At 38.3% G+C, this 21,906-nt stretch carries 17 protein-coding genes and 1 pseudogene; 4 read left to right on the top strand and 14 right to left on the bottom strand.

What is annotated here, in order from left to right; translation table 11 throughout:
• Positions 1–25: 25 nt before the first annotated feature.
• The 4 genes from H6G68_RS02725 to H6G68_RS02740 all read right to left on the bottom strand — a co-directional run bounded on the left by H6G68_RS02725 (position 26) and on the right by H6G68_RS02740 (position 5,214).
• Positions 26–556, bottom strand: a complete 531-nt coding sequence (locus H6G68_RS02725) for an SET domain-containing protein-lysine N-methyltransferase (protein ID WP_190905236.1) — start codon at positions 554–556, stop codon at positions 26–28.
• Between the two features lie 25 nt (positions 557–581).
• Positions 582–1,928, bottom strand: a complete 1,347-nt coding sequence (locus H6G68_RS02730) for an aminotransferase class I/II-fold pyridoxal phosphate-dependent enzyme (RefSeq protein WP_190905237.1) — start codon at positions 1,926–1,928, stop codon at positions 582–584.
• Positions 1,929–2,081: 153 nt separating this feature from the next.
• The gene (locus H6G68_RS02735; protein WP_190905238.1) at positions 2,082–3,398 is read right to left on the bottom strand and encodes a DUF3326 domain-containing protein; all 1,317 of its coding nucleotides are present in this window, start codon (positions 3,396–3,398) and stop codon (positions 2,082–2,084) included.
• A 229-nt stretch (positions 3,399–3,627) separates the two neighbouring features.
• A complete protein-coding gene (locus H6G68_RS02740) occupies positions 3,628–5,214 on the bottom strand; it encodes a B12-binding domain-containing radical SAM protein (protein ID WP_190905239.1) in 1,587 nt (528 codons plus the stop codon).
• 223 nt (positions 5,215–5,437) lie between these two features.
• On the opposite strand from H6G68_RS02740, the gene H6G68_RS02745 reads away from it, so the two are divergent.
• Positions 5,438–7,633 (top strand): DNA methyltransferase, encoded by a 2,196-nt coding sequence (locus H6G68_RS02745; protein WP_190905240.1) that lies wholly within the window; start codon positions 5,438–5,440, stop codon positions 7,631–7,633.
• Between the two features lie 317 nt (positions 7,634–7,950).
• Here H6G68_RS02745 and H6G68_RS02750 read toward each other — a convergent pair whose 3' ends face one another.
• The 7 genes from H6G68_RS02750 to H6G68_RS02780 form a co-directional block, all read right to left on the bottom strand.
• Positions 7,951–8,907 (bottom strand): NAD-dependent epimerase/dehydratase family protein, encoded by a 957-nt coding sequence (locus H6G68_RS02750; protein WP_190905241.1) that lies wholly within the window; start codon positions 8,905–8,907, stop codon positions 7,951–7,953.
• A gap of 32 nt (positions 8,908–8,939) precedes the next feature.
• A complete protein-coding gene (locus tag H6G68_RS02755; RefSeq protein WP_190905242.1) occupies positions 8,940–9,785 on the bottom strand; it encodes a GNAT family N-acetyltransferase in 846 nt (281 codons plus the stop codon).
• Positions 9,786–9,883: 98 nt separating this feature from the next.
• Positions 9,884–10,936, bottom strand: a complete 1,053-nt coding sequence (gene hemE, locus H6G68_RS02760; RefSeq protein WP_190905243.1) for a uroporphyrinogen decarboxylase — start codon at positions 10,934–10,936, stop codon at positions 9,884–9,886.
• A 188-nt stretch (positions 10,937–11,124) separates the two neighbouring features.
• Positions 11,125–12,447 (bottom strand): ABC transporter substrate-binding protein, encoded by a 1,323-nt coding sequence (locus H6G68_RS02765; RefSeq protein ID WP_190905244.1) that lies wholly within the window; start codon positions 12,445–12,447, stop codon positions 11,125–11,127.
• A gap of 51 nt (positions 12,448–12,498) precedes the next feature.
• A complete protein-coding gene (locus H6G68_RS27540) occupies positions 12,499–13,683 on the bottom strand; it encodes a glycosyltransferase (RefSeq protein ID WP_190905245.1) in 1,185 nt (394 codons plus the stop codon).
• 83 nt (positions 13,684–13,766) lie between these two features.
• Complete coding sequence (locus H6G68_RS02775) at positions 13,767–14,417, bottom strand: glycosyltransferase family 2 protein (protein WP_190905246.1); 651 nt, start codon at positions 14,415–14,417, stop codon at positions 13,767–13,769.
• 371 nt (positions 14,418–14,788) lie between these two features.
• Complete coding sequence (locus tag H6G68_RS02780; RefSeq protein WP_190905247.1) at positions 14,789–15,592, bottom strand: FkbM family methyltransferase; 804 nt, start codon at positions 15,590–15,592, stop codon at positions 14,789–14,791.
• A 187-nt stretch (positions 15,593–15,779) separates the two neighbouring features.
• Here H6G68_RS02780 and H6G68_RS02785 point away from each other — a divergent pair.
• Positions 15,780–16,527, top strand: a pseudogene (locus tag H6G68_RS02785) (class I SAM-dependent methyltransferase).
• Positions 16,528–16,536: 9 nt separating this feature from the next.
• On the opposite strand, the gene H6G68_RS02790 reads toward H6G68_RS02785, so the two are convergent.
• From H6G68_RS02790 to H6G68_RS02800, 3 genes are all read right to left on the bottom strand, one after another.
• Positions 16,537–17,430, bottom strand: coding sequence for a S66 peptidase family protein (locus tag H6G68_RS02790; RefSeq protein WP_190905248.1), 894 nt, complete (start codon positions 17,428–17,430; stop codon positions 16,537–16,539).
• A 299-nt stretch (positions 17,431–17,729) separates the two neighbouring features.
• The gene (locus tag H6G68_RS02795) at positions 17,730–18,845 is read right to left on the bottom strand and encodes a peptidoglycan-binding protein (protein WP_190905249.1); all 1,116 of its coding nucleotides are present in this window, start codon (positions 18,843–18,845) and stop codon (positions 17,730–17,732) included.
• Positions 18,846–18,920: 75 nt separating this feature from the next.
• Positions 18,921–19,940 (bottom strand): DMT family transporter, encoded by a 1,020-nt coding sequence (locus tag H6G68_RS02800; protein WP_190905250.1) that lies wholly within the window; start codon positions 19,938–19,940, stop codon positions 18,921–18,923.
• Positions 19,941–20,266: 326 nt separating this feature from the next.
• Between H6G68_RS02800 and H6G68_RS02805 the strand changes: the two genes are divergently transcribed.
• Both H6G68_RS02805 and H6G68_RS02810 read left to right on the top strand, forming a co-directional pair.
• Positions 20,267–20,917 carry a vWA domain-containing protein gene (locus H6G68_RS02805; RefSeq protein WP_190905251.1) on the top strand — a complete coding sequence of 217 codons (651 nt, stop codon included), beginning with the start codon at positions 20,267–20,269 and terminating at the stop codon, positions 20,915–20,917.
• Positions 20,918–21,105: 188 nt separating this feature from the next.
• The gene (locus tag H6G68_RS02810; RefSeq protein ID WP_190905252.1) at positions 21,106–21,885 is read left to right on the top strand and encodes a protein phosphatase 2C domain-containing protein; all 780 of its coding nucleotides are present in this window, start codon (positions 21,106–21,108) and stop codon (positions 21,883–21,885) included.
• The last annotated feature ends 21 nt before the right edge of the window (positions 21,886–21,906 follow it).

Consider the following 21,906-nt stretch of genomic DNA (forward strand, 5'->3'; position numbering starts at 1 on the left):
TTATTTCCAGCCATTGCTATACTTTTTATTCTTTGTCTGTTAACTTCTGAATAGGCAAATCAAAACAATGTATATCATCAACTTCATTTAACAGATTGATTAATGTTGTAGCTGACTTTAATAATGCTTCTTTAGCAGATAAACCTATAACTTCTTCTTGGTTATCCGTTTTTATTTCTACCCCTCCTGTAAATCCAATATACCTATAATCTATAGTTAATTCATCTCCAAAGTTAATATCTTGTAAAGCAAAAAATAACCCAAGACATGACAAAAGATTGGGATTGTCTGCATGATTAATATAGTCAGCATCATGAGGTTCTTGACTACAGTAAAGAAAATAATCCCCAGCCCATCTCATGCCGGCATTCATCGGAAAATAGTCTTTTGTTTTCAACTCTTCTCGATATTGTGTTTCTGAAACAATATTATCGATAGGAAACAGAGTGATGGGCAGAAAAACTATACTTCCTTTAGGAACAAATTCCAGGCTAAATAATCCCTTGCCTGCATTAGCTATATTAGATTCTCTGACTTCTGTTTTAATGCACAACATTTATCATTTTCCTTGATAAAGTTAGTTAAATCATGACTTCAACTATGGTATCTGACTGGATTTTTTGAATATGCCAGTCGGTAATTTCTTCCCCTAGTATTAGGATGGGAATACCTGGAGGAACTGTTTTTAAACAACTACAACTTATCATGCCTTTAGCTTGCTGGAGTAAGATTTTTTTCTTCTTGCTAAAAAAAGCTTCCCTTGGTGAGCAGCGGATCACCGGAGTACGCACAAACATATTTTCATTAAATTGTTTTATTTGTGCTTGACTGGCAAGAATTTGATAAATTTCCTCAAGCATTTTGGCTACATAAGCAAAATCATCATCAGTATTTTGAAAGGAGAAGATCAGTAATATTCCTTGCTGATTTGAGTATTCATAGCTAATGCCACGTTCATACAATAGTTCACCAATCTCATCACCTGTAGCGCGATTGCTATACAGCCATAATTTTAATGGATCACTAACCAGGGAATCATAAGTTAAAGTATTGCCCCAAGTATCTAGCAGAGAGCGTAATTCCTGACAATTACCAGCAGCTTGTTGGAAAAGAGACTTTCTTTCTGTTTCAAAAGCCAACCGAATAGCTTCTTCTATACTTAATAACAGCAGATTACTCCGCGATGTAGTTTCAAACAATGACAATGCTGTCAAAACTTCTTCTTCTGTAATTCTGGAAGTTTGAGGTAAATGTAACAAAGCTGTTTGCACCAAACTACCAACAAATTTATGTAGACTATGAACAACCAAGTCACATTCTTGAGTCAGGGCTGATAAATTTTCCTCTGCTAAAAAAGGAAAGTGAGTTCCATGTGCTTCATCAACAACGAACTCAATATTTTTATCACGGCAGTAGTTGGCAATTTTCCCCAAATTAGTTGTGATGCCATCATAGCTGGGATGTGTTAAAAAAAGTGCAGTAACTTCCCCTGCTGTTGTTTCTAATGCTTGAATAACTTCTTCATCTGTTGGCATTAATGAACGCGAGGGAATAAAAAATGGCTCTGCCCCTGAAAGAATAAATCCGTGAATTGCTGATAAATGGATATTTAGACCAATAGCAATCTTTTTGTGTTTTCTTGCCATTAGAGTACAGGCGATTAAAATTCCTTGGGTAGCTCCTCCAGTCAGGCAAAATGTACGTTTAGTTTGATATAATTTAGAAATATATTTTTCTACTTCGTCAAATTTGTCACGCTTAAAGAAAGGCAAATCATAAGCGTAGATGTGATCATCAAAATATTCAGATTCTCCTCGAATTCCTTGATGAGCAGGAGTGTGTAGCCGAAGTTTTATATCTGGTTCATGAGATGCAATCATCTTGTAGGTCAACAATTTGCCATCTGTGTAGCTTGCTGTGGGTTCCATAAACCTGGTGTTTAACTTTGAATTTAATAGGTTTGAGAGCATTCCCAATTGGCAAAAATTCTGCTGCTGAATTTATATCTCAGTTGAGATGCTCTCTTGCTTCGATTTTAAATTTTTCTGACCACTGTTAGCAATGACTGAAAAGACTCAATTTTACAGAAAAATGGGTTTTATTTGGGGTAGAGGACGTGTTGTCGCTTCGGGGGCAATTCCATGCCGTAAAGCAAGGAGTAAACCAGCAGCTTCCATGTAACTATTTACGTAGTAAATTTTCCTCTGACTGTGGTCAATTCCCAGAATTGCAGGAGTTATTTCATACTGAGTGTGATTGCCCCGAACCAGAATAACTGGAATGTTTTGCTCAAGAGAGGCAAAAAAGAGAATGTTGCCTATGGCACTCTCTGGCATCACAACTGCTGAGACATTTTCTACAGAAATTCCTTGACATCCTGATGGTAAAGGAGTGTCGTATTTCACAAGACGTGGAGAGTGAGTTAATCCTTTTAAAGTTGAACAGATGAATGCATTAGAGATTAATTCAGCTCCATCCCGTGGGTCACCTAAAGTATGCACTAGGCTAAATTCTTCTTCTGAGTAGTCTAAAGATAATGGTGAATGAGCAGCAGTAAAAGGATAAAAATTCGTCGTCATGTGAGTCAGAATTGCCTCTGCTCCTCCCCAAGGATTTGGCATGACTGTTCCGTGAAAATATTGTTTTTTCACTTCTTCTTCAACTGAGAGAGTTGTAGAGAAAGCAACAGCAGTAGTTTCTGTTTTGGCAACTACATCTAATGCTTCCATCAGTTTTTCAATACCTTCAAATCTGCCAGAAGCATGACCATAGGGAGAAAAAATACATTCAGTGCTCACCGGCCCACTTGTAACTATTACAGGTTCAATATTGATACCTCCCACAGTTCTGAGAGCATTGATGGCATTGAAGATGACATTCAAATATTTATCTTCGGCTTTCTCAATAACCACGCCAATTTTGGCGCGAGCTTCTGGAATCAGAGTAGTATGCCCCAACAATAAATGGCAAATTAGATTGCCTTCTAGGTAAAGAACATTGTCACTAGCATAATAGAGGTCAGAAGCTGTAACGGAGTTGGGATTAACAACTAGATAATCGCAGGCTGAGGCTAAAAGATTTACACTTGGGGTGGCATCACCAGCAAAACCTCCTATTTCTGCACGGACTCCTGTGGGGATAATACTGATTGCTACAAAAGGTTTAGATGATGAAATTTGACGAGGACGAAGATTTAATAAGGAAGGCCAGACAGGTTTTCTATCTGTTTCTAAAAAACTGGTTTCAAATACTAACTTGTTTTCTCGAATTGCAGTTAAAATTATTCGGATTGGTGTTCCTGGTAGTCCAAGTTCTCTAATTCGGTCAGCAATTTCACTCCAAATTAATTGCTGCGGAGGACATTGGATTGCGAAATCTTTGGTAATAACTTGGGACACTGTTTAACCTACTTTATTAGCTCCGACTATTACTTATACATGAAAATTAACAGTTGTAATTGAAATTCAGAAAAAATTAAGTATTTGTATTGCCGTAAATTCACATAGTTTTGTAAGTTGGAATACTTTGTTTAAGTTTGCAAAACCAACATGAGAGAATATGGCCGCCTATGCAAATAAATCAAAAAGCTGAGACGATGCCCAAACTAGACATCGCCTTTTAATCTGTTTAGCTAACCACCGCTTCTACTTTTTCCTTTTCTGGAACATAAGGTTTTTCTGCACCTTGGGCTAAATATGCGGCTAATTGACTTTCAATTTCATCGCGCACAATTTGCCGATATTCCATAAAATGCTCGATGTGAGCGCAGGTAGAAACGTATTGTTCGATCACTTTGGGGTTATGCTTGAGAATGCTAAAGAAGTGATGCCAGAATTTCCAGCGGGTTTCTCTTTTAAAACCTTGTCTCCAAATCACAATTAACAATGCTTTGATAACTACCCATTCTGGCTTTTTAGCTGGTGCTGTCCATTTGGGAGAACCTAACATTAGGAAACAGCGATAGGTGCGATCTAAATAAGCTACAGGATCATATAAAGCACAGAAAGCTTCTACATATTCCCTAGCAAGTTCTTCTAGGGGACGGGTAGGAATGAAGTTCATCAACGTGGTTTGATTGATATTCCCGTCTTTATTTTCCCGCAGTCTACCTTCTTTTGTGAGACGATGCCACAACGCTGTATTTGGTAGCGCTTGCAACATGGCAAAGGTAGTGGAAGGGATGGCTGCTAGTTCTGCAAATCTGACAATGCGATCGCCTGCACCAGCTTTTTCACCATCAAAACCAATGATAAACCCAGCCATTGGCCGCAGTCCAGTTCTGATGATTGTTTCTACTGACTCAGTTAAAGAACTGCGAGTATTTTGGAATTTCTTAGTTAGTTGTAAACTATCTTCATCTGGGGTTTCAATACCCAAAAATACGGCTTTAAATCCACAATCAACCATCAACTCCATCATTTCTTGATCTTGAGCCAAATCAATAGAAGCTTCTGTGTCAAAATTGAAGGGATATTGATGTTCAGCCATCCAAATTTTTAACTCTTTTAGCAACAATTTCACATTGCGTTTGTTGCCAATAAAGTTATCATCTACCATGAACACACCACGTCTCCAACCCAACTCATAGAGATAATCTAATTCTGCTAAAAGTTGTGCAGGTGTTTTGGTTCTGGGTTTGCGTCCATATAATACAATGATGTCGCAGAATTCGCACTGGAAAGGACAACCCCGCGAAAACTGCACTGACATCATGTCATAAGCATCAAATTCTAATAAATCAAAGCGGGGAATGGGTGTACCGGTGACATCAGGTTTTTCTGTAGCGCGGAAAACGCCTGATTTTTCACCTTTCTGCACTGCTTCCACAAACATGGGTAAGGTGATTTCTCCTTCATCGAGAATAAGGTAATCTGCACCTGCTGCTTCCACTTCATGGGGTGTAGATGTGGGATAAGGTCCACCTAATGCAACTAGCTTACCACGCTGCTTTGCTTCTCGAATTTGATCCAGTAAATCTTGTTTTTGGACAATCATGGCAGAGAAAATCACAATATCTGCCCATGCCCATTCTTCCTCAGTTGCAGCGCGAATGTTACGATCTACAAGTTTAAATTCCCACTCTTGGGGTAAAATCGCCGCTACTGTCACCAAACCCAAAGGTGGTAACAGTACCTTGCGATCAACTAACGCTAGAATTTTCTCATAAGACCAAAAGGTTTTGGGAAATATTGGATAAACTAGCAAAATACGCATAGTATCACCCCTCACGATTTATTTGTGATCTAACTGTAACTAAAATTAAGACTATTTGACTTTTTTCTCAATTTGCCTTTAGGATTAATTCTTTTCTCTGGTATTGTCAGAGTATTATGGTATTTTGGATACGGAGCTTTGACAAAAAAGAAATTCTATAAAAAGACAATTAGAGTTATGATGTTGTAGTTATATATTAAGAGTATTGAACTCATGAAGCTTTATGACTAAGGCTTCCCAGCTAGAGCTTTTCAGCTTTGTACCCGAATCTCGCGAACACACTCAATCAAGAGTTATCCAAGAGAGGTCGGGTACTTTTACCGATAACATGAAATTACCCATTCATAGATGGTTCCGCTATTCTGCGGGATTCTCCGCAGCTTGGGTTGAAGGAGTCATCGCAGAATTGGAGCCTCAAACTATCCTTGATCCGTTTGCAGGTTCTGGTACTGTGTGTGTCGCGGCGGATAAGCTTGGTGTAAATTCCTTTGGTATTGAAGCTCATCCTTTCGTTTACAAGCTTGCAAAAGGCAAACTTTCATGGGAAGCCAACATTCATGAGTTTTTGGAAGCAGTTGCCGAAATTAAATGTTCTGCTATAAATCTCCAACCTAATCTTCCCGAAACACTTCCAGACTTATTAAATAAATGCTATTTACATGAAACGTTGATAGATCTTTTCAAAATTAGGCAAGCCTATTTTGAACTAGCTCCATCTTTAACTGAAGAATTACAGTCTCTCATCTTTCTAGCCATCTCTGCTATTTTACGCATATCCAGTCACGTAGGTACGGCTCAATGGCAATATATCCTTCCTAACAAGCGTAAGCTTAAAGTCTGTAAACCATTTGATGCACTAGAAAAACAGATAGCTATGATGCAGGAAGATATGTATTACCTGCAATCTCTTGCTCAATCGAGTCAAGCTACCTTCATACAAGAAGATGCCAGAAGCCTAAAGAGTATTCCTGATCAGCTGGTAGATTTAGTAATAACTTCTCCTCCTTATGCAAATAACTACGATTATGCAGATGCTACGCGTATTGAAATGACTTTTTGGGGTGAAGTTGATTCTTGGGGAGATTTACACAAGGCAGTTCGTCAATTTCTAATCCGCTCAAGTTCACAACACGTTTCCAAAGATCGACTAAGTCTAGATACTTTGATAAGTGAATCACTTGTTGATCCAATTCGGGATGAGTTAATTCCTGTCTGTCAAGAACTGGAAAGAATTCGAGGAACTAAGGGTGGTAATAAGGCATATCACACAATGATTGCCGCCTATTTTAACGATTTAGGATCTGTTTTCCACGCTCTTCGTCGAGTTGCAACACCTGATTGTAAAGTTTGTTTTATAGTAGGAGATTCGGCTCCCTATGGAGTATACGTTCCAGTTGAGCAGTGGCTCGGTAAACTAGCTATTGCAGCAGGATTTGATTTCTGGTCTTTTGAGCAAATTAGGCAACGTAACATCAAGTGGAAAAACAGAAAACACGATGTTCCACTGCATGAAGGACGACTTTGGATAGAAGGTAAATCTATGGCACAATCGCCATCACATAAATTTGGGCAAGATCTAGGCAAACTTCTTGAAGATATCGTACTCGATGATATCCTCAAACCTCAACTACTACAGTTTGCACAAAGCAAAAGCTACTATCTCGATTGGCAACATCCTCGTCCAGCTAGAACTGGTAAAAAAGTTACTTGGGAAGATAAATATAAGAACAGACATGATTTAGATTTTGTGATTGAGATAAACGGTACAGATGACCAGATTGGTAAACCTGTTGCATTTATTGAGTCCGCATGGCGTAGATATACGAAACACTCGAAGAATAAGGCTCAAGAAATCCAAGGTGCTATATTGCCTATTATTGAACTTCATCATTTATCAGCACCATTTTACGGTGCGGTATTAGCTGGAGATTTCACTAAACCAGCTTTGGATCAACTAAGAAACAATGGATTTGCAATTATCTACATTCCTTATAAAGATGTAGTAGCAGCATTTAAGGAAATTGATTTTGATGTCGCATTTGACGAAGAAACTCCCGACGAAATTTATACTACAGCCTCAAAAAAATTAGCTGGTCTCACTAATTTTGATAAACAGAAGCTTCGACAGGCTTTAATGCGAGTTTCAAAGCAAGAAGTTGATCAATTTATGAATAAGCTTAGAAACTGTCTTGAGCGTTATATTACCAAAATAATTCTCATTTCTCTCTTTGGTAAAAGATATGAGTTTGAGGGTATTGATGATGTACTCACTGAAATAAATACACTTGACATTAATAATCCAACTGGTGAGTTTGAAAGGTTTGAAGTCATAATTGATTACAGCAATAATGATACAATCCGAGCAACTTTTCAGGATAAGACTTTGCTTGCAGACTTCTTGAGAAAGCTGGAAAATTGAGGTCAGCCTAGCACTGTGCTGGAACTAAAATTATAGATATCTTGGTAGAGTGATGCCTGCGGTGAGGGAAGCGATAGCGAAGCGCTGCTGCAAGCAGATCGCCATGTTTCATATAGGAGGGTAAAGCGATCGCTGATCTTTCCCTAGATTATGATGTTGTCATTAGCTGTCTTTTCATGGACGAAACCCACTACCAAACCCGCAACGGCTCTTTGCTTCGTAATATCCGTAAAGAAGGCGTTCTTCTATGACGGACGAACAACGGAAACTCATCCTCAAAGCCCAACAGAGTTTAGAAGCTGCAAAACTCCTAATATTCATTTCCCAGCTTTCACACCGCTAATTCTCAAAATATCACTCATAGTTGCACAGTAATTTGGCAAGTCGAAACTAGCGGGATTAATTGCGTTAGCGTAGGTAAAATGGCGATATTTCATGCAGAATCTATCCCATGCAGCCATTTGAATCCGAAACAAAACAATAATCAAATTAGCTAAAGATAAAGATATAGGAATGCGAAGGTAAATCTTTTTGCCTAAATAAGCGCAGACTTCCTTGACTGCTTGATTGACAGTTAATGCAGATTGACCTAAAACAAATCGACGTGGTTCCCCTTTTTCGGGTGGATAATCAATTAAATATTGGACAACTGTGGCAATATCGCGTCCATGAATAAAGTGAAAACTGCCATCTGCTTGTAAGAAGCGAATTATATCAATATATTTGGTAACTTCGGGAATGCCTGTTGTGACAGCGGAATAAGGTTTGTTGTCATCACCACCTAAAACAATGGTGGGAAAAACAGTGGTAATTTTGGGGAAAATAGCTAATTTTTCTATTTTCTGTAAACAATCATACTTAGACCGGATATAATCCGTACCGATTTCTCCGGCTTCTTTTAGTGGTTGGTTGTTGTAATCTAATACACTTGCGGTTGAAAAATATATTACCTGTTGACATCTTTCTGGATTTAATAGATTCATCAACTCCAGAGTTTTAAAGACATTAATATCAAATATGCCCTCCCCACCCCAAGATGTCGCTGTTAGTACTGCCGTATCAATGGTTTTTAGTAAATTAGAAAACTTACTAATTTCTTGCATATCACCCTGCAAAATTGTGATACCTGAACGGGCTGTAGTATCAACTTGTAGTTTATTTGGGTTTCTAACTAGTAGATACAATTCGTGATTGGTGTTTTGAATTAAGGCTTCGCTGATATAGTGACCGATACAGCCACTTGCGCCGGTGACTAAAATGCGTTTTTTGGTCATGAAATTTTCAGTTTTGGTTGTTAATATCAGATTTAGCCGAGTTCTAGACTTGTTACCCCAAATATACGCTTAATGGGTAAGTCTGGAGTTTCTTTAGTGTACATCCGGGCGGCTTCAAATACTGGCTGCATTTCGTGGCGTTGCACTAAGGCTATCGCCTGTGAGTTAATATCTGGAATATCTATAAATACGGAAGAATCAATACTTTTGGTTAGCAAGGCTTGAAATATTTCCTCAGCAATCTCCTCATTGTTGGCAAATAATGGACCAATTCTGTAACCTGATTCGCTGGGTCGAATGACTCCGTAACCCACCAGATGTCTATCTTTGAGAACACCCCAGGCAGCACTGTCTGGCAAAGAGAGCCAATTTTGTAGAAATTTCGCTCTCTTTGTGGGGAAAAATTGACTATCATAAGTCACTAATTCCTGAAAAGGAACTGTTTTCAGGGGGACAATATCAGAAGATACCACACCACTGCCCATCCCTTGGTAGCGAATATGTTTATAGGCGATGTGGAAACCGGACTTTTTGTAATTCTCCTGTTGGGCAATTACCCCATCTAAGCCGATGTTGCGGTTAGTACCAAGATAGTCCATTGCGGCTTGCCAGATTTTTATCCCAAAACCCTGCCCCCGATACTCTGGTTTGACAATATAAAAACCTAGAAAGCCAAAGTGCTGGTCGTAAGCAACAGCGGAAATACACCCTATTGGTTCACCGTTTAACTCGCCCAATAAAAAGCCCTGCGGGTCAGTCTGATAAAAAGACTCAGCATCATAGATACCTGGATTCCAGCCTTCAATTTTTGCCCATGTAATGGCTAAATCTACTTCTAGTCTGCTCATTGGGCGAATTGTTAAGGTGTCTGTATTCATAATATCTTGCTAATTCTATGAATCAGTAGATTAACTTGTTTTCAATAGGGCGAGGATACCTCATCCCTACTGAAATTGCCGGAAAAAGCAGTATCCAGCTATACCAAAGCATTCAGGCTTTTTGCGGTTTCAAAGAAGAAAGCGACGTTTTCCTCTGGTGTTTCTGGGAGTACACCATGACCGAGATTGAGGATGTGTCCCCAGTTGCCGGCTTTGCGAACGGTGTCAAGAATGCGATCGCGGATGAACTCTTTAGAACCAAATAACACACCTGGATCAAGATTACCTTGTACTTTGACGTGCTTACCCAATCTAGCCCGTGCATCTGCCATATCCACTGCCCAGTCTACAGTAATGATATCTGCACCAGAAGCAGGCATTCTTTCCAAAAGTCCGGCACTACCTGTCACCAACAAAATTAATGGTGTGTCAGGATGAGTTTCTTTAACTTTCTCGAACACCATTTTTTGATAAGGTAGGGCGAAGGTATCATAATCTTGAGGGCTTAATTGTCCCGCCCAAGAATCGAACATTTGCACCACTTGAGCGCCACAGTCAATTTGGTAGCGCACATAATCTGCAATAGACTCAGCTAATTTAGTTAATAGCTGATGCAGAATCGTCGGATCTGTGAATGCCATGTTTTTGATGATGGAATAGGTTTTAGAACCTTTACCTTCCACCGCATAAGCTGCCAATGTCCAAGGTGCGCCCACAAAGCCTAACACCGTTGATTGATTGCCTACTTCCTGACTTAATGCCTGCAAAATCGTTTTGATAAATGGCAGGGATGCTTCTGGATCTAATGGATGCAGGTGATCAACTTGTTCTTTAGTGCGTATGGGCGAATAAATAATCGGTCCCTTCCCTTCCGCAATATCCATGTCAATCCCCATTCCAGGTAGGGGGGTGACAATATCGGAAAATAAAATAACTCCGTCGGGTTGGAAAGCTCTCCAGGGTTGGAGGGAAACTTCGATCGCTACTTCTGGAATTTCTGAGCGATCGCGGAATGAAGGATATTTTTCCCGCAAATCCCGATATGCTTTCATATAGCGTCCCGCTTGTCGCATCATCCAGACAGGGGGACGATCTACTTGTTCACCACGAGCAGCCTGAAGGAGGAGAGGAGCCTTTAAGGAAACACCCATTTAACACTTCATCCTAAGTCACTTTTATATTTCACTGTTTAGCTTATCATTCCCAGATTACCCTTTATCAACACACATCAAAAGCTCTTAGAGTTGCTTTACTTAACTTCATAAAACGTCATAAATTGCGCTTTCGACAACTCAAGTAGAGTGGGTTAGAAATTGAAACTTTGTCAAGAATTGCTAATTTATTTTTCACTCCAAATCACTTCTAACCGTTCTTGAGCCTCTTTTAAAGCAGTTTTAGCAGAAGATTTACTTAGTAAGGTTGCCTCAATTGCTCTACCTAAACTTTCCGCTATACGACTATATCCAGCTATGGAGGGTAAAGAATGTGCTAAAGGTAATTGATCAACAAATACTTTTAGTAATGGTTTGCTATCGATGAACTGTTGATAAGTTTGACTGTGAGTAGAAGAAAATGTCACTGGGAAAAATCCCGTTTTTGTACTCCATTCGGTTTGAAATTCCTCACTTAAGACATACTCTAGAAATTGAAATGCAGCTTTTTTTCTGGCTGGTGATGTCTTCATGACAAAAAAGCTGCTAGTGCCTGTGACTGTAGCAGGTATCACTCCTCTGGGTATAGGAAATACTTGGTGATCAACTTCAGATTTCATAATCAATGTCCAAGGTCCAGTAATCTGCATTGCCACACGACCATTAAGAAAAGCATCTTCTTCATAACCTCGTTCGGGAGCAGAAAGCAGAACTGAGCCATCTTTTATCAGGTCTTGCCAAAATTGTAAAGCAGCGATCGCACCTGCATTTGTTAAATTTGGGTAATTATTAGTGACAACCTCTCCCCCAGCACTAAATAAAAAGGGGAACCAGCTAAATACAGTCCATCCTCCTTTCCCTAAAGGCAGCAATATTCCATACTGTTCAGGTCTATGATCTCCATTTTTGTCTATAGTCAATTTTTTAGCAACTTCTCTCAATTCTTCCCAAGTCTTAGGTATTTCTGTGATTCCCGCAGCTTGAAAAAGTTTAGGTCGGTAAAAAATACCAATATTACTAGTGTGCATTGGCACTGACCAAATGTGACCATCTAACTGCATTGCTGTTAATAAATTAGGTCTAATATCTGACTTTAGTGGCAATTTTTCCAACCAATCTTCTAATGGTTGAATAGCTCCTAATTCTGCAAATTGCCCAGTATATTCTGGATAGAATGACAGAATATCTGGCAGTGCTTTACCAACAAATGCTGTTAATATTTTTGGTAATTGAGGTTCAGGTTCAAAGATAGCTTCAACTTGAATATTCTGATGAGTTTGATTAAATTTGTTCACCAGGGTTTGAAAAAAGTATCTATTTGCAGGTGGATTGATTGAATGCCAGAGTTCTAGGTGAATTATACCTTTGTCTTTTGGTGTTATTGGTTGACAACTGAATAAAAATATCAGACAAAAAGCAAAAATCATTACTAAGCTAAAAAATCGACTTATCCATTGTAAAAATTGATTGTCAAAATTAATTATTTTCATTAATAAAAAATGAATATTCATACCTAAGATTCATCTAAACAATAGGTTGTTTTGGACATTATTACTAACTAATTAGATTTGTTGAGCAATAATTTGATGAAGCAGCATTTCTAAGCTATTAGCACAACTAGACTCACTAAATAATCGTTCTATTTGCTCAGAACGGTCTATTATCTCCTTTGGAGTTTCCACTTGATTAATAATTGCTTTTGCCAAAGCATCCACATCATTTGGTGGTACTAAAGTTCCCGATGCTAATACTTCAGAAATTTCACGTGGTCCAACTGGACAATCACTGGCAATAAAGGTGACTCCACTAGCTACAGCTTCTACCAGCACCATACCAAATCCTTCATAATGAGAAGCAAGTATTACTGCCCTAGATAATGAAAAATAAGCTCTAGGATTAGTAACAGTTCCTGTAAAAAGAGCAATATCACTAATTTTTAAAGAATTTGCCAATTCTTGCATTTCTGTTTCTAAATTACCATCTCCTAGTAAAATTAACCGGATATTAGAATGATGCTGACTAGCTAGAGCAAATGCTTTCAGTAAAGTTGGATGATCTTTTTGATGATGAAATCTAGCAGCAGATACAAAAGTAATTAACTCATGATTTTTTAACCATGACTCAGCCGTAGAATTTAACGGCTGATTATTTGTATCAGGTATAGCGGGATTATAGCATATTGCTATGTGACGAGGATTTAAACCCAGATTTAAGAATCTTTCATATAGACTTTTACAAACAAATACTAATCCACTAGCTTGCTGAAGACTACGCAAACTCATCCAATTATCAATACTTATAGATAAGTTTTGAAATATTCCTATCAGTGAGTTGGTTTTGCTTTCAGCCTGTAATTCAGAAATAAAATCAGTATGAATATAACTAATATAGGGAGTTTTTAGACTTCCTGGAATCAGTTGAGAAAGATAAAAAAGTTTGGTTATAAATGCAGTATGAGCAATAACAATATCTGGTTTTAATTCAGCAATTAATTTACTTAACTGTATAGCTATCCATATTTGATGTATCGCTCCCCCGATATAAAATAAACCGCCAGCAACTTTCATAATTATGAGTTTTTCAGCAGCTTGAAAATCAACTATCCATCGTGAATCTAAATCAGTCAATACTATTGTTGAGACTTTGTAACCAGCTTGAGATTGGGAAGCAATTAGGGAATTTGCAGTTCTAGGCGCTCCACCAATATTACTTAAAACTAAATGACAAATATGCTGATTAGATTTCACTATTTTATTGGTTTATTCAAGGTAAACACAGGAATGTTTTAGAGTGGAAACAACGATTGATTGAAATAAAATAAACTAGAAAATTATTGCGTGGCTAAAAAGCTTTTGGTCACACTTGTTTCTGCTCTTGTATAAACATAAGTTTCTGGTGCAGTGATTTTTTGAGTTTTAAATATTTTTTCTGCTCTTTCCCAAAAATCTGTATCTTCCCCATAGGTAATATGTTTAAATCCACCTAGTTCAAAAAAGACTTTTCTTTTGCCAAAAAATGTCGGACCCAAAACACATTCTCTTAGATTAATTAATTTACCTGGTTGATAATAATCAGCAACAATAATTTCTTCTTTACTAAAAAAACCGCCTTCAATCAAATCAATGTCTGGATTACCTTTCATGTATTCAATGCGCGATTCTAAATGGTTGGGTTTATATGAATCGTCACTGTCGAGTAATGTGATGTATTTGCCAAATGATGCTTGAATTCCCGCATTTTTAGCATAACATTGTTTTTTGTTTTGCTGTTTTAAATAACGAATATTGTTGAATTTTTCTAGATAAGGATTCACTACTTCAAATGTATGATCCAGACTACCATCATCTACTATAATTAGTTCCCATTCTGTAAAAGTTTGATTGATAACGCTATTAATAGTATTATCCAAATATGTTGCTCTATTGTAGGTACAGATGACTACAGATATTTCAGGAATTGGATCAAAGTTGATAGGAGTCATAGAAGATTAATTTGGGCTGATTAATTGAATTAAAGTAAGTTTATGTCAGTAATAAAATCATGAACATATAATATATATCATGATTCTATTTAACAATTTATCTGGAAAAGATTTTGGAAATTTATCCAAATTTATTTTAGAAAAAACTCAGTACACATATTTGTGCCTTGTTTCCCTTCTTTCCTGTCCTGTACCCTGTTCCCTCTCTACGCAAATCAATTCATAAATCAAATCAGATTGCTGTAGCTATTTCCATTTAAGTGAGGTACAGGAAGAAAGAATTAACCGCAGATAGAAGAAGATGGTCGCAGATAAACACAGATAAATTTGTACTTCAGTAGGCTAGGATATGCTATATCTAGTTGCTGATTTTATAAACTAGCATGAGTATCATACCAAGGTTCTTTGATTTTCAGACTTTCTAATATAATTTTACCGATAGAAAAACGATAAATAATACCCTTAACTCCAAATATTTTATAGTTTGTAAAAATGCCTTTATATGCTTTGATTAATTCACTTTGTGATAGCCAAGTACCTGGTGTCTCTTCTCCAAAAAGTCCACTAGCACCATATTCAAATTGATAGGGAATATATTTACCTTCTCGTGGTGGTGATGGAGAAACTTGTTGAGTTACTTTTGCTTGGTTGACTGCTTTAAATTTCTGATAACCAAGTTCTTTCAATAACTGAAGTTCTGCTAATAATGCATCCCAAGAAGCCTTGGTTGATTCTATGGATATAAACTGTGGTTTAGTGTCAAATTGCTGTAATGCTTTGACGCATAATAAATCAGCACCTTCAATGTCTACTTTCAGATAGTAGGGAATGCCAAACTCCTCCAAAATGCTTTCAAATCTGCGTCCTTGTACAGTCATCTCCACCGAACGAGTCCCAAAAGAGCGATCGCTTTCCTTTACTCTCTCTGGTGAAATAGTACCCCAAAAACTTCTGTCTAAGTTGGCATAAAAAGTGATAGGTTCGTCCTTGGGTGAAACAGCAACATTTAAAAGGGTAAGTTGACCACTTTCTACATAAGACTTGAGGCGATTTTTTGCAGATTCATAAATGTCAGGATGAGCCTCAATACCAATAACTCGAAAGCCTTTTTTTAAGTAAAATTCTGTATCTTGACCTGTGTGAACACCAACATCAATGATTAAGTTTCTATCCATAAATTATTTACTCCTCGAATAAATACGATGATTAATTTATCTCGATTTACAGTAATTTTACACTATTGATGATATCAGCATACAGGTTGATATGATTAAAAATTATAATTAAATTTCAATGAAAAAAATGATACAATTTCTGCTACAATAGAAAAACAAAATTTACTTCATAGTCAAATCTCAATTTATTGCTCAGGTTGCACTCCCAGCTTTTTTAAGTGATTCTTACCAAGATTCATTTAACTTAAAACAGCATTTACAAGAATTTTTGCATTTGGATTCAGAAACACTAGAGCAAAAATTAGCCGCAGGTACACAACAGTTAGCCGAGTTAGGACATAGAGATTTTGATTGGGAAACTGCAACTACTTTTTATAGTGACAAAGTATGAGAAATGTATTTATTTGAGTTGGGAGCATGTCATTTAGAATGCCCTGAAAATATTGAAAATACGTTATTTTTGATTGTAGATCATGCCCAAAATCGGGTGTTAGATTTTGGTGGTGGGATTGATTGGCACTCATACTATTTGTGCTGCCCTTTGTCCTCAAGTTGAACAAGTAATTTATTGTGATATTAATCCTCTGAATCGTGATTTTGTTCGTCATCGAGCCGAACAGTTAGGGCTAAGTCAAAAAATAGTTTTTTGTTCAGAAATGCCTCCAGAAAATACTTTTGATACAATCATTTCTTTTGATGTTTTAGAACATTTACCAGATCCCTGTGAACAGTTGCTTTCGTTCCATCAAGCCTTAACACCAGAAGGTAAAGCTATTCTGAATTGGCATTTTTTCAAAGGCTTTAATCAAGATTATCTTTTTCATTTGGATGATCCGCAAATAATAGAAGCTTTTTTCAAAACTATTCAGAGTAAGTTTTTGGAAATTTTTCACCCTTACTATACCACGGCTCGTTGCTACCGTAGGTGGGTTTGAAGAAAATTCCTAGTATGCTGGAATTTCCAATATTCCCTGATTCGCATCTAATGTTACTGGTACACCCACAGGCAAAGCTGCATTAGGGCTATCATGACCAAAGGGTAAATCTGAAACGATGGGAATTCCTAAATCACCCAACCGTTCCCTCAAAACTTCCTCTATACTCAAACTCGGTATATGAGGTGGTGCTTCACACTTGGTAAACCCTCCCAAAGCAATACCACGAACTTTAGATAAAACTCCACTTAATCGCCACTGAGTTAACATTCTATCAATTCGATAAGGTGCTTCTGTGACATCTTCCAACGCCAAAATTACACCATCAAGGTTAGGTAAAATCGGTGTTCCTAAAAGATGCGTTGCTACTGTCAGATTACCAGGAAGTAGCACACCTGTTACTGTACCACCACCCCAACCTTTGCCTTTTAAAGGTGCGAGGGGACGACCTTCTAAAATGTCAAATAACCGCTGTATTGACCATTCTGGCTCATCTAACAGGGTAGTGAGTACGGGTCCATGTACACTGCAAATCCCGGCGTTATAGAGACTCCAGAGTAGGGCTGTGATATCAGAAAAGCCTATCAACCATTTAGGATCTGCTGTATTTTGTTGCCAAGTCCAATCTTCTAAAATGCGGGTACTACCAAAACCACCTCTAGCGCAGATAATACCACGACATTCTGGGTCTTGCCATGCTGCTGCTAGTTGGTGACGACGGTGGGCATCTGTACCGGCAAGATAACCATGTCTATCATCTATGCGATCGCTGATTTTAACTCGGTAGCCGTGGGATTTGCAAATTTCTACACTTTTATTAAAAGCCTCAAATTCTCGCAATGCACCGCTTGGGGCAATGACGCGCAATAAATCACCAGGTTGAAGGGGTGGGGGAATGAACATTCAGAATATTCTTAATTATATAGGGCTTGCTGATAGCGGAGCGTGGCGTAAGCCATATAAACATAAAACCTTGATATATTAACACTTTCAGGGTTGAAAAGGATGAATTAGGTGCAAGGAATAGGCGTTGAAACCGTTCATTTACCTATCACTTTTACAGATTCGAGACTATTCTTACCTCCTTCTAATTCTTCCTCCGGTCACTGAGCGTAGTCGAAGTGCTGACTCCTGACTCCTGACTCCTGACTCCTGACTCCTAGCCCTCACGAAAAGACTTTTTCAGCAAGCCCTATATAGACTTAAGGTTGCGGTTCTGGGTGTGAATCTTCCAGATGTTCATCTAGATTCGGTAAAACACGCACTCGATTCATATGATTTAACGCATATTGTGCTGTAGCTTGTACTTCTGGATCTTCGTCTTCCATCGCATGGCGCAACATCTGACTCATTTGACTCATCATGTCATAAATGCGAGATAAATCACGAATAGCATTTTGTCGGACTTGAGGATTTTCATCTTGGATAGAAATAGCTAAAGCTCGGTTCATCGGTTTGAGTGTGCGAATGCCGATTTCTGCTAACGCTGACAAAATTAAACTATGTTGTCGAGAATCAGCACTAAGCATCAAGTCTACTAATGGTTTAATGGCACGGGAGTCTCCTTGCTGCCCTAAATGCCAAATAGCCTTGCGTCGTTTTGTAGCATCATTGCTGTGTAAGTCTTTCATCAATTCATCGGCAATACTCAATGCGGAAATTACAGTAGTTTGTTGAGATGTTAATAATTCTGTTGATCTTGGTGAGGGAACGGTGGGTGCAGGGTTTAAAAAAAATTGTGGACTTTTTTGAGAGGATGGATTTAAAAGTAGTTGTTCTGAGTCTGTCCCTTCTATAAGTAGTTTACTTTCAGATAACTTTTGTGCTAGGTAAAACAATACACCCAGAGTTCCTAAAACTCCAAAACTTATTAATCTCCACCAAATGGAATTTTCTTGTTGGGATTGTATGTTAGGATTTTTTTCTTCAGTGATAGGAGCAGAAGTATTACATTGAATTTTCCCTGATAAAACTGATTTAAGATGCTGTCTGGTAGTCCAATCGGCAACACCATCTGCTCTTTTCAAACCTTGTGCTTGCTGAAATTGAGCTAAAGCATTTTGGGTGCTGGGACTGTAATCTCCATCTATGGAGCCGCTATAGTAACCTAAGGCTTTGAGTTGGACTTGGATGACTTGTACTTCTGCACCTTTAACCCCTGGACTGAGAACTGTTGTTGGATTAGGTGTTGATTCCACTGTAGCCGTGATAGCGCGGCTGGGGTACAAACCCAGTCCAATACAAGAAGTTAATATGAAAATGGAATAGGGAATTACTGATTGGTAATTGGTAATTGATCTTTGCGGTTTAACCCTCATTTTCCTCATCTCCCACTGACTTGGTTAGGGTAAAATTTCTAGTTGATATTCTCTTACATCTAAGGTGATTGTATGCTACTTTTTAGTGATAGATGCTTCTAAAATAGGTTGCTGTTGATTAGTGTTTTCATTGATAATAACTTTGTGATTTTGTCCTGCTAGAGTTTCGCGTTGGTTGATTAAATAAATACTAATTAAAGTTAGGAATACTCCTACCCACTGAATGGGGGTGAGGACTTCTGAGAGAAAAAGATGACCAAATATCAATGCAAAAACGGGTGTGAGAAAGGTAAGAGAACTCAGGCTAGTCAGATTTCCACTAGAAGCAAAGTAGAAAAATAAGCCGTAAGCGATCGCACTTCCAAATATGGTGGCGTAACTTAAAGCTAACCAATCAGATATTACTAGATTTTGCCACTGTTGTACTTCCACCACTGAGGAGATGCCCCACAAAGGCAACCCAGCCAAAATCATATGCCATCCTGTAGCCGTTACTGGGTCAGTATACTTACATACATAGCGGATGAGTACGGTTCCCACAGCCATTGACAAAGCTGCAAGTAACATCAACCATTCACCACTAGCAAATAATTGTTGCCAATTGTCGGTTGTGATATTTACTCCTGAGTCGAGAAGATGAAAAATCCACTCTTGGGGTAAGCCGATTAAACTAATACCCATAACTCCCAATCCTAACCCCAGCCATCCCCACAAACCAATATGTTCTTGAAATAGCCATAAGGACAACAAAGCCACAGCCAAAGGTTGAGAGTCAATCATTACAGAACCTAAGCCTGCACTGGTTCTTACTAAACCCTCTGCCAAAAAACCTTGAAACAGCGTACCATCCACAAGGGCAAATAGGATAATCCACAGCCATGCTAACCACCCTTGAGGTTGGGGTTTACCCATGAATGCGGCAGCTATCAAAATTAACACACCCGCAGGTAATAACCGCACCCCTGCCATGAATAGTGGTGTGGTGTGAGGGATTACCCCTTTCATTGCTACCATTGCCGTACCCCAAAGGAAAAAGGGGGCAATTAATAGTAGGGAAGCTAGGGTAGATTTAGATCCACTGAGTTGCAATTGCATGAGTTAGCTATGGTCTTTGGTGAATTACGTTAAAAATTTAGTTTACCTAATTTTACAGAATCATGTCTTTTTGCGATACCTTCTCTATGTTTGCGGAGCGTATCGTAGACAGAGGCTGAGTTCTACAGACTATCACTGCGATCGCGTAGCATCTTGGAAAGAAGGAATTAATATTTAACAGTAGCTAAATTTTCGCTTCAGAGAGATTGATCAAATTTCGCTGTTATGGGTATTGATTACGTAATAATACTACTGTTAAACTATGTATTCACAAGTAAAAAATTTATACATTTTACATCTAGTTTTGTTTAAACAGGAGTATCTAAATGCCAGTTGGTTTGCCTGAATTCGTGGAAAACCCGGAAAATCGTTGTCCGGTAATTCTCTTACTTGATACCTCTGGCTCAATGTCAGGACAACCCATACAGGAGTTAAATAGAGGTTTAGCGGCTTTTAAAGAAGATGTGATGAAAGATGCTCAAGCTTCTTTAAGTGTAGAAGTTGCTATTGTCACCTTTGGCCCTGTGCGACTGACGCAAGATTTTGTCACCATTGATAATTTTATAGCGCCCAAGCTAGAAACAGAGGGTGTGACACCAATGGGTGAAGCCATAGAATACGCTTTAGATTTATTGGAAACCCGCAAACAGTCTTATAAGGATAACGGTGTTCTCTATTATCGTCCTTGGGTATTTTTAATTACCGACGGTGCGCCTACAGATTATTGGGAAGGTGCAGCGCAAAGGGTGAGAGAAGAAGAAGCACAGCGCCGAATGTTGTTTTTTACTGTTGGTGTTCAAGGTGCAGATATGAACAAACTTAAACAAATTGCACCTCGTCCTCCAGTGATGCTGAATGGCTTAGATTTTCGCTCTTTATTTGTTTGGCTTTCCACTTCTATGAAACGGGTTTCTAGTGGCAAAGTAGGGGAAGCTGTAGCATTACCGCCGGTGGGATGGGGTCAAATTACTACTTAGAGGGTGTATAAGCTAGAAGAACCTCTCCCTAACCCTCTCCTCTTAGGAGAGGGAACATGAAAAGAAAAGATAAGTGGTGAAACGGGGAGTTTTAAAGCCTCTTCCCTTGTAGGGTAGAGGTTTACCAGAGGGGTTTTGAGTTACAAACATCCTATAAAATCTAATAAAATATACAGGATTTATTTATTGTGGGTTGGAAAGCGATCGCTCGTTCTGCTATGGGAACAAGTCATCAAGAGCAAAAAATACCTTGTCAAGATTGCGGAGATTATCGCATTTTTAATGATGTGATTGTCGGTGTGGTTGCTGATGGTGCGGGTAGTGCTAAATCTTCTCATATTGGTTCTAAATTGGCGGTAAAAACTGTAATTAAATGCTTTACTGATATTAATGAACTTCCTGATAAACAAGGTTTTTCTCAACCACTTTCGGAAATAGAAGCTAAGGAAGTTTTTACTAAATTTGTCAAGGAAGTTATTACTGCGTTAAACAAACAAGCAGTTAATAAAGGTTATTCATTTCATGATTTAGCTTGTACTCTTTTAGTTTTTGTGGCTACTCCTGAATGGGTTGCAGCGATGCAAATTGGGGATGGATTTATGGTGGTGCGTTCCCAAGATGCGGAATATCAATTGTTGTTTGAACCAGATAAGGGGGAATTTTTCAACGAAACAACTTTTGTGACTTCAGCTAATGCGCTGGAGGAAATGCAAGTACAGGTAATTTCAGGAAAACAAGAGTTTATTTGTGCTTCTACTGATGGATTAGAAAAAGTTGCAATTCGCTTAAGTGACTGGAAACCTCATCCGCCATTTTTTAAACCTTTGGAGGAATATTTGCGAGAAACAGATAACCCAGGAGGAAATGATGATAATTATATTATTGATTTTCTCAATTCGGAAAGGTTAAATTCTCGCACTGATGATGATAAAACTTTGCTTTTGTGTCTCTTTGAAGAAGAGATTTAGAAATTGTAGGTTGGGTTGTTC

This window comes from Anabaena catenula FACHB-362 (assembly GCF_014698735.1).
Classification (GTDB): domain Bacteria; phylum Cyanobacteriota; class Cyanobacteriia; order Cyanobacteriales; family Nostocaceae; genus Anabaena; species Anabaena variabilis_A.